The 14,359-nt window shown below is 71.0% G+C and carries 15 protein-coding genes, 1 tRNA gene and 1 pseudogene; 8 read left to right on the forward strand and 9 right to left on the reverse strand.

Annotation, left to right across the window (positions count from 1 at the left end; all coding sequences use genetic code 11):
- Nucleotides 1-859, reverse strand: an 859-nt coding sequence (locus GH736_RS07705; protein WP_159601830.1) for a CaiB/BaiF CoA transferase family protein, incomplete at its 3' end; no start/stop codon positions are given.
- 200 nt (nt 860-1,059) lie between these two features.
- Between GH736_RS07705 and GH736_RS07710 the strand changes: the two genes are divergently transcribed.
- Complete coding sequence (locus GH736_RS07710; RefSeq protein WP_159601832.1) at nt 1,060-2,424, forward strand: NAD-dependent succinate-semialdehyde dehydrogenase; 1,365 nt, start codon at nt 1,060-1,062, stop codon at nt 2,422-2,424.
- Between the two features lie 124 nt (nt 2,425-2,548).
- Here the strand turns inward: GH736_RS07710 and GH736_RS07715 are convergent, their stop codons facing one another.
- Both GH736_RS07715 and GH736_RS07720 read right to left on the reverse strand, forming a co-directional pair.
- Nucleotides 2,549-2,905, reverse strand: a complete 357-nt coding sequence (locus GH736_RS07715) for an iron chaperone (RefSeq protein WP_159601834.1) — start codon at nt 2,903-2,905, stop codon at nt 2,549-2,551.
- Nucleotides 2,906-2,961: 56 nt separating this feature from the next.
- Nucleotides 2,962-3,276, reverse strand: coding sequence for a hypothetical protein (locus GH736_RS07720; RefSeq protein ID WP_159601836.1), 315 nt, complete (start codon nt 3,274-3,276; stop codon nt 2,962-2,964).
- Nucleotides 3,277-3,350: 74 nt separating this feature from the next.
- On the opposite strand from GH736_RS07720, the gene GH736_RS07725 reads away from it, so the two are divergent.
- Complete coding sequence (locus GH736_RS07725; protein ID WP_159601838.1) at nt 3,351-3,620, forward strand: acylphosphatase; 270 nt, start codon at nt 3,351-3,353, stop codon at nt 3,618-3,620.
- Between the two features lie 91 nt (nt 3,621-3,711).
- Nucleotides 3,712-3,942, forward strand: coding sequence for a hypothetical protein (locus GH736_RS07730; RefSeq protein WP_159601840.1), 231 nt, complete (start codon nt 3,712-3,714; stop codon nt 3,940-3,942).
- 67 nt (nt 3,943-4,009) lie between these two features.
- Here GH736_RS07730 and rplA read toward each other — a convergent pair whose 3' ends face one another.
- From rplA to GH736_RS07755, 5 genes are all read right to left on the reverse strand, one after another.
- The gene (gene rplA, locus GH736_RS07735; protein WP_159601842.1) at nt 4,010-4,699 is read right to left on the reverse strand and encodes a 50S ribosomal protein L1; all 690 of its coding nucleotides are present in this window, start codon (nt 4,697-4,699) and stop codon (nt 4,010-4,012) included.
- Nucleotides 4,700-4,834: 135 nt separating this feature from the next.
- Nucleotides 4,835-5,263: a 50S ribosomal protein L11 gene (rplK, locus tag GH736_RS07740; RefSeq protein WP_159601844.1), complete on the reverse strand. Its 429-nt coding sequence runs from the start codon at nt 5,261-5,263 to the stop codon at nt 4,835-4,837.
- Nucleotides 5,264-5,406: 143 nt separating this feature from the next.
- Nucleotides 5,407-6,333 carry a transcription termination/antitermination protein NusG gene (gene nusG, locus GH736_RS07745; RefSeq protein ID WP_159601846.1) on the reverse strand — a complete coding sequence of 309 codons (927 nt, stop codon included), beginning with the start codon at nt 6,331-6,333 and terminating at the stop codon, nt 5,407-5,409.
- Between the two features lie 61 nt (nt 6,334-6,394).
- On the reverse strand, nt 6,395-6,670 hold the full coding sequence (gene secE, locus GH736_RS07750; RefSeq protein WP_159601848.1) for a preprotein translocase subunit SecE: 276 nt from the start codon (nt 6,668-6,670) through the stop codon (nt 6,395-6,397).
- A 40-nt stretch (nt 6,671-6,710) separates the two neighbouring features.
- Nucleotides 6,711-6,783 (reverse strand) — tRNA-Trp (locus GH736_RS07755).
- A gap of 242 nt (nt 6,784-7,025) precedes the next feature.
- Here GH736_RS07755 and GH736_RS07760 point away from each other — a divergent pair.
- From GH736_RS07760 to dgt, 3 genes are all read left to right on the forward strand, one after another.
- Nucleotides 7,026-7,436, forward strand: a complete 411-nt coding sequence (locus GH736_RS07760; protein ID WP_159601850.1) for a DUF7144 family membrane protein — start codon at nt 7,026-7,028, stop codon at nt 7,434-7,436.
- A gap of 140 nt (nt 7,437-7,576) precedes the next feature.
- Complete coding sequence (locus GH736_RS07765; protein ID WP_159601852.1) at nt 7,577-7,984, forward strand: DUF7144 family membrane protein; 408 nt, start codon at nt 7,577-7,579, stop codon at nt 7,982-7,984.
- 20 nt (nt 7,985-8,004) lie between these two features.
- Nucleotides 8,005-9,522, forward strand: a complete 1,518-nt coding sequence (gene dgt, locus GH736_RS07770) for a dGTP triphosphohydrolase (protein ID WP_159601853.1) — start codon at nt 8,005-8,007, stop codon at nt 9,520-9,522.
- A gap of 7 nt (nt 9,523-9,529) precedes the next feature.
- Here dgt and GH736_RS07775 read toward each other — a convergent pair whose 3' ends face one another.
- Nucleotides 9,530-12,589, reverse strand: coding sequence for a hypothetical protein (locus tag GH736_RS07775; protein ID WP_235933882.1), 3,060 nt, complete (start codon nt 12,587-12,589; stop codon nt 9,530-9,532).
- A gap of 84 nt (nt 12,590-12,673) precedes the next feature.
- Between GH736_RS07775 and GH736_RS07780 the strand changes: the two genes are divergently transcribed.
- Together GH736_RS07780 and GH736_RS07785 are read left to right on the forward strand one after the other, a co-directional pair.
- Complete coding sequence (locus GH736_RS07780) at nt 12,674-13,891, forward strand: pyridoxal phosphate-dependent aminotransferase (protein ID WP_159601857.1); 1,218 nt, start codon at nt 12,674-12,676, stop codon at nt 13,889-13,891.
- A gap of 12 nt (nt 13,892-13,903) precedes the next feature.
- Nucleotides 13,904-14,359, forward strand: a pseudogene (locus tag GH736_RS07785) (hypothetical protein); the annotation flags it as partial.

Consider the following 14,359-nt stretch of genomic DNA (forward strand, 5'->3'; position numbering starts at 1 on the left):
GGAGGTGGTCGCGGTGCGCGACGCGTGCGGAGTTCGTGGCATACCGGGGGTCGTCCGCGAGGGCCGGGGCGCCGAGCAACCATGCGAGCGCGCGGAACTGCCGGTCGTTGCCGACGGCGATCACGAGGTCGCGGTCGGCGGCGGGGAACACCGCGTACGGGGCGATGCTCGGGTGGCGGTTGCCGAGGCGCTGGGGCGGCACGCCCGTCGCGAGGGTGGAGCCCGCCTGGTTCACCAGCGCGGCGAGCAGGCTCTGGAGCAGGTTGACCTCGACGTGCTGGCCGAGCCCGGTGCGATCGCGCTCGCGCAGCGCGAGCAGGATGCCGGCGACGGCGTTCTGCCCGGTGAGCACGTCGACCACGGCGACGCCGACCTTCGCGGGCTCGCCGTCGGGCTCGCCGGTGAGGCTCATGAGTCCGCCGAGCGCCTGCACGAGCAGGTCGTAGCCGGCGAACGCGGCGCCGTCGCCCGTGCCGAACCCCGTGATCGAGCAGTACACGACTCGGGGATTCGCGGCGCGGACGTCGTCGTAGCCGAGGCCGAACCGGCCCATCACGCCCGGGCGGAAGTTCTCGACCACGACGTCGGCCGTCGCGGCGAGCCGGCGCGCCTCGGCCAGGCCTGCGGCATCCGTCAGGTCGAGCACCACCGACCGCTTGTTGCGGTTCACGCTGCCGAAGTAGGTCGAACGCCCCTCGGCGTCGACGGGCGGATGCCAGTGCCGGGTCTCGTCGCCCGCCGGCGGCTCGACCTTCACGACGTCGGCGCCGAAGTCCGCGAGGGTCATCGTGGCGTACGGGCCGGCGAGGACGCGGGAGAAGTCGGCGACGCGAACGCCGCCGAGCACGCCGTGTGCCATGTCGCCCTCCTCGGCTCGACCACCGGCCACGATACCCAGCGTCGGGTGCGCGAGGGCTGTACACGCCGTCCAGCGGATGCCGCGGATCCGCCATCGCGTCGATTCCCACCCGGTGCACGGCAACATAGGCTTGTCGCAGGTGTGCACCGTCGTCGCCGACCGGTTGGCGTGTCCCCGTGCACCTTCGACAGAGGAGTCCCATGAGTTACGCCGTGGTCAATCCGGCAACCGGTGAGACGGTCAGGTCCTTCCCGACGATCACCGAAGCCGAGCTCGAGTCCGCCATCGCCGCAGCCGACGAGGCGCACCGCACGTGGTCGAAGTCCACGTCGGTCGCCGACCGTGCCGCCCTCGTGCGCCGGGTCGGCGAGTTGCACGTCGAGCGTCGGCAGGAGCTCGGCGAGATCGCCGTGCGCGAGATGGGCAAGCCCATCGAACAGGCGCTCGCGGAGGTCGACTTCGCCGGTGCGATCTACGAGTACTACGCCGACCACGCCAGCGAGTTCCTGAAGGACGAGCCCGTGCAGCTGCTGGCCGGCGAGGGGTCCGCGATCATCCGCCGCTCGTCGCTCGGCGTGCTGCTCGGCATCATGCCGTGGAACTTCCCCTACTACCAGGTGGCCCGCTTCGCCGGCCCCAACCTCATCATCGGCAACACGATCGTGCTCAAGCACGCCGAGCAGTGCCCCGAGTCCGCCGCGGCGATCGAGCAGATCTTCCGCGACGCGGGCTTCCCGGCCGGCGCCTACGTGAACATCTACGCCTCCCACGACCAGATCGAGCAGGTCATCGCCGATCCTCGCGTGCAGGGCGTCTCGCTCACCGGCTCCGAGCGCGCGGGCGCCGCGGTCGCAGAGATCGCGGGCCGTCACCTGAAGAAGGTCGTGCTCGAGCTCGGCGGTTCCGACCCGTTCATCCTGCTGTCGACCGACGACCTCGACGCGACCGTGCAGAACGCGGTCGACGCCCGCCTCGACAACAACGGCCAGTCGTGCAACGCCGCCAAGCGCTTCATCGTGGCCGACGAGCTGTACGAGCCGTTCCTCGAGAAGTTCACGGCCAAGCTCGCCGAGGTCGAGACCGGCGACCCGACCTCCTCCGAGACCGCGCTCGGCCCGCTCTCGTCGCTGAAGGCCGCCGAGGGCCTCGACGAGCAGGTGAGGCGCGCGGTCGAGCACGGGGCGACGCTCGTGCACGGCGGCACCCGCGACGGCGCCTTCTTCCAGACGACGGTGCTGACGGATGTCACGTCCGACAACCCCGCGTCGAAGGAGGAGTTCTTCGGCCCGGTCGCGCAGGTGTATCGCGCGAAGGACGAGGACGAGGCCGTGCGCATCGCGAACGACATCCCGTTCGGCCTCGGCTCGTACGTCTACACCACCGACCAGGAGCAGGCGCTGCGCGTCGCCGACGGCATCGAGGCCGGCATGGTCTTCGTGAACGTCGTGCTCGCCGACGGCGCCGAGCTGCCGTTCGGCGGCGTCAAGCGCTCGGGCACCGGCCGCGAGATGGGCCGCCTGGGCGCCGACGAGTTCGTCAACAAGAAGCTGATCCGCATCGGCTAGACCGAGCCGATCGAGTGCAGCGGATGCCCCGTGGCCGGTCGGCTGCGGGGCATCCGTCGTTCCGGGGCATCCGTCGTTCCCGGGCTCGGCCCTGTTCCCGGCTCGCGCGGCCGCTGCGCGCCCGTCAGCGCTTCTTCGCGGCGTCGATCTCGTCACGTCGGAGCAGGATGACCCGGTCGACGAGGGAGTCGGGGAGCGGGTGCTCGGGCGTGAACCGGATCGTGCCCTTCGACCACGAGTAGCCGTCGAGCTCCCCCGCGACCGCCGTCACGACCGCCGGGCTGAACGGGTAGAGCCCGATGTGCCCCTTCGCCGACATCACGCTCACGAGGGGCGAATCGCGGTACCGCAGGGCGGGCATGCCGTAGCTGACACCCTCGGCGGCCTCGGGAACGAGCGACATCGCCCGCGCCCGGATGTGCTCGATGAGGTCGCGCTCGGGCGCCTCGAGTCCCGCGATGTAGTCGCTCAGCTCCCCCATGGCGGCCATGCTACGCCGAGGGCTCCGGTCGCACCGCGAGGTGCCGGCGACGGAGCTCAGTTGGAGCGCGCCTCGATCGCACTGACGACGTCGGCGAGGTTCCGGAGAAGCACGGCGAGCGTCGTGCCGTCGCTCGTCGACAGCACGCCGCCGTCGACGACGTGCGCGGCCCAGGCCTGCGCGCTCGCGACGAGACGCGCCTGCTCCTGGCGCTCCTGCTCGGTGAACTCGCGCGGGGCACCGTCGAGCTCGGCGTCGATCGCCGCGCAGACGGTGGCGAGCCGGCGGTAGGGCGCCGCGGCGATCACGCCGTGCTCGAAGCCGGTGCCCTCCAGCGCCGCGACGACACGTTCGAGTGTGGTGCCCTGCATCACGCAGCCCCTTTCGACTGATACCGCTGCACTGATCATTCCAGACGCGGGAACACCCGGCGTACGCTGGGCGGATGTTGCGTCGGCGCGTCGAGGTGCACGGAGCCGTGCAGGGCGTCGGGTTCCGGTACTCCGCGCGACTCGAAGCCGAGCGCAGAGGCGTCGCGGGCTGGATCCGCAACCGCCCCGACGGGGCCGTCGAAGCCGAGATCGAAGGCGACGAGGCATCCGTGCAGGCCATGCTCGACTGGCTCGCGAACGGTCCGCGCGGCGCGCGGGTCGAACGGATCGAGGTCGCCGAGTCCGAGCCGCTCGGGGAGCCGGGGTTCCGGGTCACCGGCTGACGCGCGGCCTGTCAATGGCTTCCCGCAGCATGCTCCGACGCGTTGACTGTGACCGACGGATGCCGCGGGCACGCGGCGAGGGAGGAGCACCATGACCGACCGCAACGAGGGGTTCGGCTTCGACGACGACCTCGGGATCGAGGAGCGGGAGCGCGCGCAGGAGACCGTCATGAACGACGCCGTCGCGGGCGAGACGGTCTGGCCCGGGGCCGGCGACGGCAACGACGGGCCGACCGGCGGCTCGCCGCACGAGCAGGAGCCGACCTACGCCGAGAACGACCTGGCCGGCGAGGAGATCGATCTCGGCGACGAGCCCGACTGACCAGCGACCGAGCACGACGAAGGGCCCGCCGGCGAACCGGCGGGCCCTTCGTGACGAGTCAGGCGACTCAGATGGCGTTGACGTCCAGGGGGATGCCGGGGCCGAACGTGGTCGACACGGCGCCCTTCTGGATGTAGCGGCCCTTGGCGCTCGACGGCTTGAGGCGCACGACCTCTTCGAGGGCGGCCTTGGCGTTCTCCTCGAGCTGCTCGTTCGAGAACGAGGCCTTGCCGACGACGAAGTGCACGTTGGCGTGCTTGTCGACGCGGAACTCGATCTTGCCGCCCTTGATCTCCTCGACCGCCTTCGCGGGGTTGGGGGTCACGGTGCCGGTCTTCGGGTTGGGCATGAGGCCGCGGGGGCCGAGCACCTTGCCGAGACGGCCGACCTGGCCCATGAGCTCCGGGGTGGAGACGGCGGCGTCGAACGACGTGTAGCCGCCGGCGACCTTCTCGATGAGCTCGGCGCCGCCGACCTCGTCGGCGCCCGCAGCGATCGCAGCCTCGGCCGCGGGGCCGGTCGCGAACACGATGACGCGGGCGGTCTTGCCGGTGCCGTGCGGGAGGATGACGGTGCCGCGCACCATCTGGTCGGCCTTGCGGGGGTCGACGCCGAGCTTCAGCGCGACCTCGACGGTCGAGTCGAACTTCGCCGAGCCGGTCTCCTTCGCGAGGGCGACGGCCTCGGTCGGGGTGTAGTACTTGCCGGCCTCGATCTTGTCGGCCGCGGCCCGGTAGGCCTTGGACTTCTGTGCCATGTTGCTTCTCCTTGAGAGAGTGTGGTCATCTGCGCCTGGCGGGCGCTGCCACGAATGAGAGTTCTGGGTGAGCGGATGCCGCGGCATCCGTTCGGGGCCCGTGACGCGCGACGGCGTGCGGTGGGCCCGAGGCGATTACTCGACCGTGATGCCCATCGAACGGGCGGTGCCCGCGATGATCTTCGACGCGGCGTCGAGGTCGTTCGCGTTGAGGTCGACCATCTTCGCCTCGGCGATCTCGCGCACCTGCGCCGTGGTCAGCTTGCCGACCTTGGTGGTGTGCGGGACGCCGGAGCCCTTGGCGACGCCGGCCGCCTTCTTGATGAGCTCCGCGGCGGGCGGGGTCTTCAGGATGAAGGTGAACGAGCGGTCCTCGTAGACGGTGATCTCGACGGGGATCACGTTGCCGCGCTGCGACTCGGTCTGCGCGTTGTACGCCTTGCAGAACTCCATGATGTTCACGCCGTGCTGACCCAGGGCCGGGCCGATGGGCGGGGCCGGGTTCGCGGCGCCGGCCTTGATCTGAAGCTTGATCAGACCAGTGACCTTCTTCTTCGGTGCCATGATTTCTCTCTTTCTGATCGAACGCCCCGATCGGGGCACTCTCCCGCGGACCCGGCGGATCCGGGACGCGGTGGTCGGTGTGCTGGACGCAGCACAACCCTCCGATGATACCGGAGGGCCGCTGCGTGCTCGCTGTGAGGTGGTTAGAGCTTGGTGACCTGGTCGAAGCTGAGCTCGACCGGGGTCTCGCGCTCGAACAGCGACACGAGCACCGTGAGCTTGCCGCTCTCGGGCTTGATCTCGCTGATCGTGCCGGGAAGGCCGGCGAACGAGCCGTCCTTGATGGTGATGGTCTCGCCGACCTCGAAGTCGACCTCGGCGGGGATGGCGCGCGCCGCACCGGCGGCCGCACCGGCCTTCGCACCCTTGACGGGGGCGACGTCCTTGATCTCGACGAGGCTCTTCAGCATGCCGAAGGCCTCCTCGAAGCGGAGGGGGGTCGGGTTGTGGGCGTTGCCCACGAAGCCCGTGACGCCGGGAGTGTGGCGGATGACCGACCAGCTCTCCTCGTTGAGGTCCATGCGCACCAGCACGTAGCCGGGGATGCGCACGCGGGTGACCATCTTGCGCTGGCCGTTCTTGATCTCGACGACGTCCTCCATCGGGACCTCGACCTGGAAGATGTAGTCGGCCATGGCCATCGACTCGCGTCGCTGCTCGATGTTCGCCTTCACGCGGCGCTCGAAGCCTGCGTAGGAGTGGATGACATACCACTTGCCCGGGAGGAACCGCAGCTCGGCGCGGAACTCCTCGTAGGGGTCGGCGACCTCGTCGGCTTCCTCCTGGGTGGCCTCGGCGGCGGCGAGCGCCTCGTCCTCGGAGTCGATGTCGAGGGCGTCGTCGATCACGGCGTCGGCCTCGGGGTCGCTGGCCTCGGCCATCGCGTCGAGCACGGCGTCGAGGTCGATGTCGTTGCCCTCGTCGTCGACGATGTGCACCGCGCGGTGCTCGGCGGGCTCCACCGACTCCTCGTCGTGCTCGGCCGTGTCGCCCTCCTGGGCCTCCTCGACCTCGGAGGACTGCTCCGCAGCGGTGGCCCAGTCGACGTCGTCGCGCTCAGTCTTCGACACTTCTTGCTTCCTTTGCTTCGTTCCGCCCTCGGGCGGCCGGATGTTCGGGCCAGGTGCCCGATCAGGCTCCCGGTGTTCCGAAGACGTACAGCACGAGCCAGCCGAAGATCTGGTCGAGGCCCCACACGAGCGCCATCATGATGATGACGAACACGAGCACCACGACGGTGAAGCTGACGAGCTCCTTGCGGGTCGGCGTGACGACCTTCTTGAGCTCTGCGATCACCTGCCGGATGAACAGGGCCATCCTCGCGAAGGGGTTCCGACGCGATGCGCGGTCGCGCTTCGCGTTGGCGACGACGTCCTCGCTGGGTTCGTCGATGATCTTGCGTGCCACCTCGTACACCTTTCGTGGGCCGGCAGTCACTGCCGGCTCGCAGGGCGGACAGGACTCGAACCTGCAACCTGCGGTTTTGGAGACCGCTGCTCTACCAATTGAGCCACCGCCCTATGGAGGCATCGACCTCCGTGGGATCGCTTCTGCGGCCGCACTCCACCCGTAAACAGGCATGGGGAAGCTTGGCCGATATCCGCAACCTCAGCAAGTTTAGGCGACGGATGCCCCACGGCCAAACCGCGCCCGGATGGGTTCATTCCATCCGCATGATGCCGTGGCGTCCGCGGGCGCCATACCGTGGCGGCACACCGCGCCGGCGTGCCGCGCGCATCCATGCACGGAAGGAGTGGTTCCCATGAGTGACGCACAGGTGACCGGCTGGGTCGGATGGGGCTGGTTCGCCGGCATCATGCTGATCATCGCCGGCGTGATCGACGCGATCTACGGCTTCATCGCCGTGTTCCTGCCCAGCAGCTCGTACTTCGTGCTCGGCGAGGGCGGCCTCGTGCTCCTCGACGTGCAGGGCTGGGGGTGGTGGCACGTGATCATCGGCGCCGCGCTGATCCTCGTCGGCCTCGCGCTCTTCACCGGCGCTGGTTGGGCCCGCGTGACCGCGATCGTGCTCGCCGCGATCAACGGCGTCAGCCAGCTCTTCCTGCTGCCCGTGCAGCCGTGGTGGTCGCTGATCGTCCTCGCCCTCGACATCCTCGTGATCTACGCGCTGACGGTGCACGGACGCGAGCTGAAGGCCGCCCACTCGCGGTAGCGGTCTGCCGTCACGCCGATCGGGGGTTTCACCCGATCGGCGTGATGCCGCGACATCCGAAGCGGCCGTACCGTGGGCGCAGCAGCACCGCGCCGCCGCGGACGCCCGGCGCATCATCCGATCGAAAGGGTGTGGTTCCCATGGCTGACAACGAGGTCACCGGCTGGGTCGGCTGGGGCTGGTTCGCCGGCATACTCCTGCTCATCGCCGGTGTGTTCAGCGCCCTGCACGGGCTCACGGCGCTGCTGGCGCCGTCGAGCGCCTACTTCGTGCGCGTCGAGGGCGGCCTCGTCGTGTTCGACGTGCAGGGCTGGGGCTGGTGGCACCTCATCACGGGCATCGCCCTGATCCTCGTCGCTGGCGCGCTCTTCTCGGGCGCCACGTGGGCCCGCGTGGTGGCGGTCATCTTCGTGGCCTTCAACGGCATCGGGCAGCTGTTCACGATCCCGACGCAGCCGTGGTGGTCGCTCATCGTGCTGACCATCGACATCCTCGTGATCTACGCACTGACCGTGCACGGCCGCGAGCTGAAGACCAGCGCGCGCTGAGGCCCGCTTAGATTGAGGGCATGACAGCAGAGCGGGCCGCGCGCCGGATCGTCGAGCCGCGGAGCCTCGTCGAGGTCACCGGCGAGCACTCGCAGTTCCGCCTCGACCTCGAGCGCATCCGCTTCTCGCCGTACTTCTCCCGGCTGTCCGCGGTCACCCAGGTGATCGCGCAGCCGGGAGCCGGCCCGCTCATCCACAACCGGCTCACCCACTCCATCAAGGTCACCGCCGTCTCGCGCGCCATCGCGGTGGCGTTGTCGGATGCCGCGTCGCCGGCGTATCCGCTCGCCGTCGAGCACGGCTGCGACGCCGTCGTCGTGCAGGCCGCGGCGAGCGCCCACGACCTCGGCCACCCGCCGTTCGGACACCTCGGCGAACGCGTGCTCGACCGGCTCGCCCGCGAGACGCTCGGCCTCGCCGACGGGTTCGAGGGGAACGCGCAGACCTACCGCATCATCGCCACGCTCGACGTGACCGAGTCGTCGCCGCACGGGCTCAACCTCACGGCGGCGGTGCGCGCCGCCGTCGCGAAGTACCCGTGGACCCGTTTCGTCGACGCGCGCGGCCTCGGCACCGGCCCGCTCCCCCGCGGCATGCGTCGGATCGACGGCAGCGTCGACGTGGCCAAGTTCTCGGCGTACGACCTCGACGCCGTCGACCTCGTCGAGGCCCGCCGCGGGCTTCCGGCGCTGGCGCAGTCGCTCGAGTGCTCGGTCATGGACCTCGCCGACGACATCGCGTACTCCATCCACGATGTCGACGACTTCTACCGGGCGGGCCTGCTCAGCCAGGGCGCCGTGGCGCGGGAGTTCCGGGGCTGGATCGAGGGCTGGTCCGACCTGAGGGAACTCGACGACCAGGCGCTCACGCTGCGTTCGGCGCCGCCGGGCGCGGCGATCGAGGCCCTGCGCCGCAAGCTGCACCGCAGCGACGCGTGGGTCGCCGACGACGACGCGTTCGCCGAGGCCGTCGACGTCGTGGCCGACGACCTCGTCGACGGGCTCCTCGCCATCCCGTTCGACGGCTCGATCGCGTCGGAGCGGGCGCTCTCGTCGTTCACGAACCGCTGGATCAGCCACCTCCAGACCTCGGTGGTGCCCGCGCCGGCCGGTGAGGCCCGCACCGGCCTGGTCACGCTCGACCGGCTGGCCTGGCACGAGGTGGAGGTGCTGAAGTTCGTGCACCGGCACTTCATCCTCGACCGCGCAGACATCGCGATGTACCAGCGGGGCCTGAGCCGGGTGCTCACGCGTGCCGTGAAGGGCCTGACGGCGTGGGTGACCGACGACTTCGACCGGCACCGCGTGCCGCAGCGTCTCAAGGAGCTCGTCGAGCTCGCCACCGACGGCTACGCGCGCGTGCGCGCCGCGCGGCCCGAGGGCGTGCCGATCCCCGACGCGAGCGAGGTCATGCAGCTCGGCGTCGGGCGCGGGGTGGTCGACTACGTCGCCTCGCTGTCCGACGACCAGGCGCTCGCGGTGTCGGAGGCCATCGACGGCCGTCCCGACCGGCTGTGGGACATCGGGCAGAACCTCTGACGCGCGCTCAGGCGGCCGTGGTCGCCGTGGCGGCATCAGGGGTGGCGTCCGACGCGCGGTCACGTCGATCGCGCCCCCTGCGCCGGCCGCCGAGCAGCACGAGGAGCACACCGACGACCAGGAGCACGACGCCCGCGATCGCGGCCCACCACGCGGTGTCGGCCGGGATGTCGAGGTAGACGCTGATGCCGAGGATGCGCGAGAGGCCCCACGGCAGCAGGCCCATCTCGTCGTTCCACGCGGTGAGCGCCACCTCGAGTCCGATCAGGCCGATGAGGCTGCCGAACACCGCCAGCACGGCCCCCACGCCGGCCACGACCGCGCCCAGTGCACGCAGCGCGCCGACCTGGGTGGCGAGCGCCCACGCACCGGCCACGAGCACCCAGCCGAAGGCGGCGACGGCGACGGTGATGTAGGCGTTGCGCGCATCGGGGTCGGTCCAGAAGCCGAACCAGTAGCCACCGGGGCCCGTCGGCGCGAGCACCACGAGCAGCAGCACGACCCTGAGGATCGCCGCGCCGCCGACGGCGGCCAGCACGGGCCACGCCGAGTGCCGCCGGAGCACGACGAGCAGCACGAGCACGAACACCAGCCACGCGCCGAGCGTGACGAGCAGGTGCGAGGGCGCGAGGAACCACGTCTGGATGCCGCGGCTCAGTGCCAGGGCGAGCGCCGGCACGGCGACGAGGAGCACCCGCTCGAGGCGACCGAGCCCCTCGGTGACCTCCGCGGCCCGCCACGGCCGCGTCGCCGCCACCCACAGCGCACGGGCGGCGCGGGCGCCGGGCCAGCGCACCCGGCCGGAGCCCGCCGCGATCCCGTAGCCGAGCCACGCGGCGAGCAGGATGACGAGCACCCGCGCGGCCCAGGCCATGGGCAGGTCGCGCTCCGCGCGCTGGACGCCGAGCTCTGCGGCCGTGAGGTTGTACGCCGGGTAGTACGGGTCGCCGGCGTAGGCGGCCTCATGGGCGGCGGCGGATGCCTCGAACGCCTGCCGCGCGGCATCCCATCGCTCGTACGCGGCCTGGTCGCCGGTGTCGTGCCACTGGGCCTGGCGCAGGAACATCTCGCGATCGTCGCCGAGCATCTCGTAGGTCGACGCCTGGTAGTCGAGGGTGTCGAGGAACGCGGCGCGCAGGTCGGGATCGCGCCAGGTCGCGGCATCCGTCGCCTCGATCGCCTCGTGCATGCGCTGCACGGCCGCGATCGCCCGGTCGCCGCCCGCGATCGCCTCGTCGAGCCGGTCGCGGCTGATCTCGTAGATCACGTCGAGCACGGCGCTGTCGCCGGTGACGATGTCCCACTCGAAGATCCACATCATGGGCGGCGGCTCGAGCCCGATGGCGAACACGCGGCGGTCGGCGAACGGGCCGATGTAGAGCCCGTCGGTGATCGCCTCGCGCGACGACGCCATGGCCTCGCCGATCGCCCGCACCGTCGCCGGGTCGTCGGAGAACCAGCGACGCGCCCAGTCGGCGGTGATCGCCGCGGGGTCGGCGTCGGGGTCGCGGGCGAGACGACCGGCCAGCTCGGTGTTGAGCTCGTAGAGCTGCCAGAAGCCGGCCTTCAGCTCGAGCGAGAGCGGTCCGGCGCGCCAGGGTCCGCCGTCCTGCGTCCAGGTCCAGATCCCCTCGACCCGCGGGTTCGCGGCGATGAAGCGCTGCAGGGCCTCCTGGTAGAGCACGCCGAGATCGTTCGGGAAGGCGCCGAAGTTCTCGAACTCCCGGCGGCTCTGGAACTCGACGATGCGCCGCTGTTCGCCGATCTCGAGGGTGTGGTTCAGCGGCAGGTGGCTGTAGAAGTCGCCGAGCGTGTACTTGGTCGAGACGATGAGGGCGTCGGAGTCGATGCCGCCGAGCACCGCCTCGTAGGACGCGTCGTTCGTGTGCATGTCGCCGACGGCGCCGACGCCCACGCTCCAGGTGCGGAAGATGACCTCGCGGTCGACCCGCTCGGCCTGCTCGGTGAGCGCCGTGAGCATCGCACGCACGGAGTCGACGCTCGTGACGGCCAGCTCGGAGTAGTAGTCCCAGCCGGGCAGGTCGTATACCCGTCCGGCCTCGCCGATGCGGATGAGCACGCCGTCGAGGTAGGGCATCGCGGCGTAGAGCTCGTCGAGTCCCGCGGCGTAGACGTCCCAGAACTCGGGGTCGTCGGTGGCGAGGCCGCCGAACCGGTCGACGAGGTACTCCTCGAGCGGGGTGGTGAGCGTGAGCATGTCGGTGCGGAAGTACACCGCGAGCCCCGCGTCGTGCGCGTACTCCCACATCGGCCCGAACGCCTGCTGCATCGCCTCGGCCCGCGCCACGTGGGTGTCGACGGCGTCGTAGACCTCGGTGCCGTCGCCGACGCCCGAGAAGGTGAGGTACTCGATGAAGCCGGGGATGGCGATCGCGTTGTAGCCCTCGGCGAGCGCGTGGCGCACGTAGGCCTCGAACTCCTCGCGGGCGACGTCGAGCGCCGCCTCGTCGATGTAGGGCGCGTCGGCGAGGATGACGTCGGCGAAGGCCTTCGAGTTGTGCGAGTAGTCGTCGCCCGCCGCCCAGGCGGGTTCGTCGACGGCAACGCCGACCGCGCCGAGGTCGACCATGCGGAATCCGAGGCGCGATTCGACCGCCTCGCCGAGGTGCTCGGTCACGCTGCGACGGTCGCGCACGGCGGCGGCGAGGTCGTAGACGCCGAGCGTCGCTCCGGCCTCGGATGCCGCGAAGAGGCGCAGCGCGCCCGGTTCACCCGTGAGCCGGTAGGTCTCGTCGTCGTCGCCGCCCTCGCCCACGACGACGTCGAGCGTCGAGGTGCCGTCGGTCGCTCCGGCGTCGGCGACCGCGTCTCGGAGCTCGTCGACGGCCAGCCCCATCCGCACCGAGGCCGGTGCGGTGATCTCGGTGAAGGCCGGCGGCGTCACCGACGGGGTCTCGGGGGCGGCCACGAGCGTCTCGGCCGGGACATCCGACGGCTCGCTTCGGATGCCCAGCTCGTCGCCGAGCACCACTGCCGTGCCGGCACCCAGCGCCACGAGCACCGTGAGCGCGACACCGGCGAGTACACCCCGTCGGGTTCGCGCCATCACGGGGAGCAGCGTACATGAACTGGGACGATCGTCCCAGTTTTTCCCCGCCGGGCCGACGCCCGCGCATCGTAGGCTTGCTCCGTGACCGAACGCGCCCGCCTCTCCGCCCGAATCGCCGCCATCGCCGAGTCCGCGACCCTGAAGGTCGATGCGAAGGCGAAGGCCCTGCAGGCCGAGGGCCGCCCGGTCATCTCCTACGCGGCCGGCGAGCCCGACTTCTCGACGCCCGAGTTCATCGTCGAGGCCGCGCTGGCCGCGACGCACGACCCCAAGAACTACCGCTACACGCCTGCGGCCGGCCTGCCCGACCTGCGCGAGGCCATCGCGGCGAAGACCCTGCGCGACTCGGGACTCGAGGTCGGCGCCGGGCAGGTGGTCGTGACGAACGGCGGGAAGCAGGCCGTGTACCAGGCCTTCCAGGTGCTCCTCGACGAGGGCGACGAGGTGCTCGTCCCCACGCCCTACTGGACCACCTATCCAGAGGCGATCAAGCTGGCGGGCGGTCGCCAGGTCGACGTCTTCGCCGGCGCCGACCAGGGCTACCTCGTCACGGTCGAGCAGCTCGAGGCGGCACGCACCGAGCGCACGAAGGTGCTGCTCTTCGTCTCGCCGTCCAACCCCACCGGCGCGGTGTACGCGCCCGACCAGGTGCAGGCGATCGGCGAGTGGGCGCTCGAGCACGGCATCTGGGTCGTGTCCGACGAGATCTACCAGAACCTCACGTACGCCGACGACCCCGACGGCGTGCCGCCGCGTGCCGTCTCCATCGTCGAGGCCGTGCCCGGGCTCGCCGACCGCACCATCCTCGTGAACGGAGTGGCGAAGACCTACGCGATGACCGGCTGGCGCCTCGGCTGGATGGTCGGGCCCGCCGACGTCATCAAGGGCGCCGCGAACCTGCAGTCGCATCTCACGTCGAACGTGTCGAACATCTCGCAGCGCGCGGCGATCGCCGCACTGACCGGGCCGCAGGACACCGTCGAGGAGATGCGCCGCGCCTTCGACCGTCGCCGTCGCACGATCGTCGCCGAACTGTCGAAGATCGACGGCATCACCGTGCCGGTGCCCCAGGGCGCGTTCTACGTCTATCCCGACGTCTCGGGCCTGCTCGGTCGCGAGTGGGGCGGCGTCACCCCCTCGAGCTCGCTCGAGCTCGCCGACCTGATGCTCGAGCAGGCCGAGGTGGCGGCCGTGCCGGGCGAGGCGTTCGGACCGAGCGGCTACCTGCGCTTCAGCTACGCGCTCGGCGACGCCCCGCTGCTCGAGGGCATCCAGCGCCTGCAGCGCCTCTTCGGCTGAGCGCGGTTCCGGATGCCGCGGCCGCCCGACTCCCCCGTCGTCGCCGCGGCGCACGACAACGCCGCCTGGTGCGCGGCGGTGTGCCGCGCCAACGGCATCGGCTCGCGCGTGCGCGACGGGCTGTGGAGCGCTGACGGGCCGACCCCCGAGGGCTACCCCGAGGCGGTGACGCTCACCCCCGGCCTGTCCCCCGATCGCGTCGCCGAGGCCCTGCCGGCGGGTGCGACGAGCGTGAAGGACTCCTTCGCCGACGTCGACCTCGGAGACCACGGGTTCCGGGTGCTGTTCGAGGCCTCCTGGATCGCGCACGAGTCGGGCTCCGAGTCGGCGCTGGCGGTCACCCCCGCTCAGGCGCTGCACGCCGTCTCGACGGCTGACGAGTATGCCGCGTGGGCTGCGCTGCACGGCGGGACGGCGTTCGCCCCGGCCCTGCTCGACGACCCACGCGTCGTGGTGCTCGCGGGCGGC

This window comes from Agromyces humi, from assembly GCF_009720255.1.
GTDB classification, from domain to species: Bacteria; Actinomycetota; Actinomycetes; order Actinomycetales; family Microbacteriaceae; genus Agromyces; species Agromyces humi.

Coding starts and splice junctions, on each gene's coding strand:
- GH736_RS07715 (WP_159601834.1), bottom strand. CDS start 2,905: ATGGGGGAGCTGAGCGACTACATCGCGGGACTCGAGGCGCCCGAGCGC.
- GH736_RS07725 (WP_159601838.1), top strand. CDS start 3,351: ATGTTGCGTCGGCGCGTCGAGGTGCACGGAGCCGTGCAGGGCGTCGGG.
- GH736_RS07730 (WP_159601840.1), top strand. CDS start 3,712: ATGACCGACCGCAACGAGGGGTTCGGCTTCGACGACGACCTCGGGATC.
- rplK (WP_159601844.1), bottom strand. CDS start 5,263: ATGGCACCGAAGAAGAAGGTCACTGGTCTGATCAAGCTTCAGATCAAG.
- GH736_RS07710 (WP_159601832.1), top strand. CDS start 1,060: ATGAGTTACGCCGTGGTCAATCCGGCAACCGGTGAGACGGTCAGGTCC.
- dgt (WP_159601853.1), top strand. CDS start 8,005: ATGACAGCAGAGCGGGCCGCGCGCCGGATCGTCGAGCCGCGGAGCCTC.
- GH736_RS07720 (WP_159601836.1), bottom strand. CDS start 3,276: ATGCAGGGCACCACACTCGAACGTGTCGTCGCGGCGCTGGAGGGCACC.
- GH736_RS07775 (WP_235933882.1), bottom strand. CDS start 12,589: ATGGCGCGAACCCGACGGGGTGTACTCGCCGGTGTCGCGCTCACGGTG.
- GH736_RS07765 (WP_159601852.1), top strand. CDS start 7,577: ATGGCTGACAACGAGGTCACCGGCTGGGTCGGCTGGGGCTGGTTCGCC.
- rplA (WP_159601842.1), bottom strand. CDS start 4,699: ATGGCACAGAAGTCCAAGGCCTACCGGGCCGCGGCCGACAAGATCGAG.
- GH736_RS07760 (WP_159601850.1), top strand. CDS start 7,026: ATGAGTGACGCACAGGTGACCGGCTGGGTCGGATGGGGCTGGTTCGCC.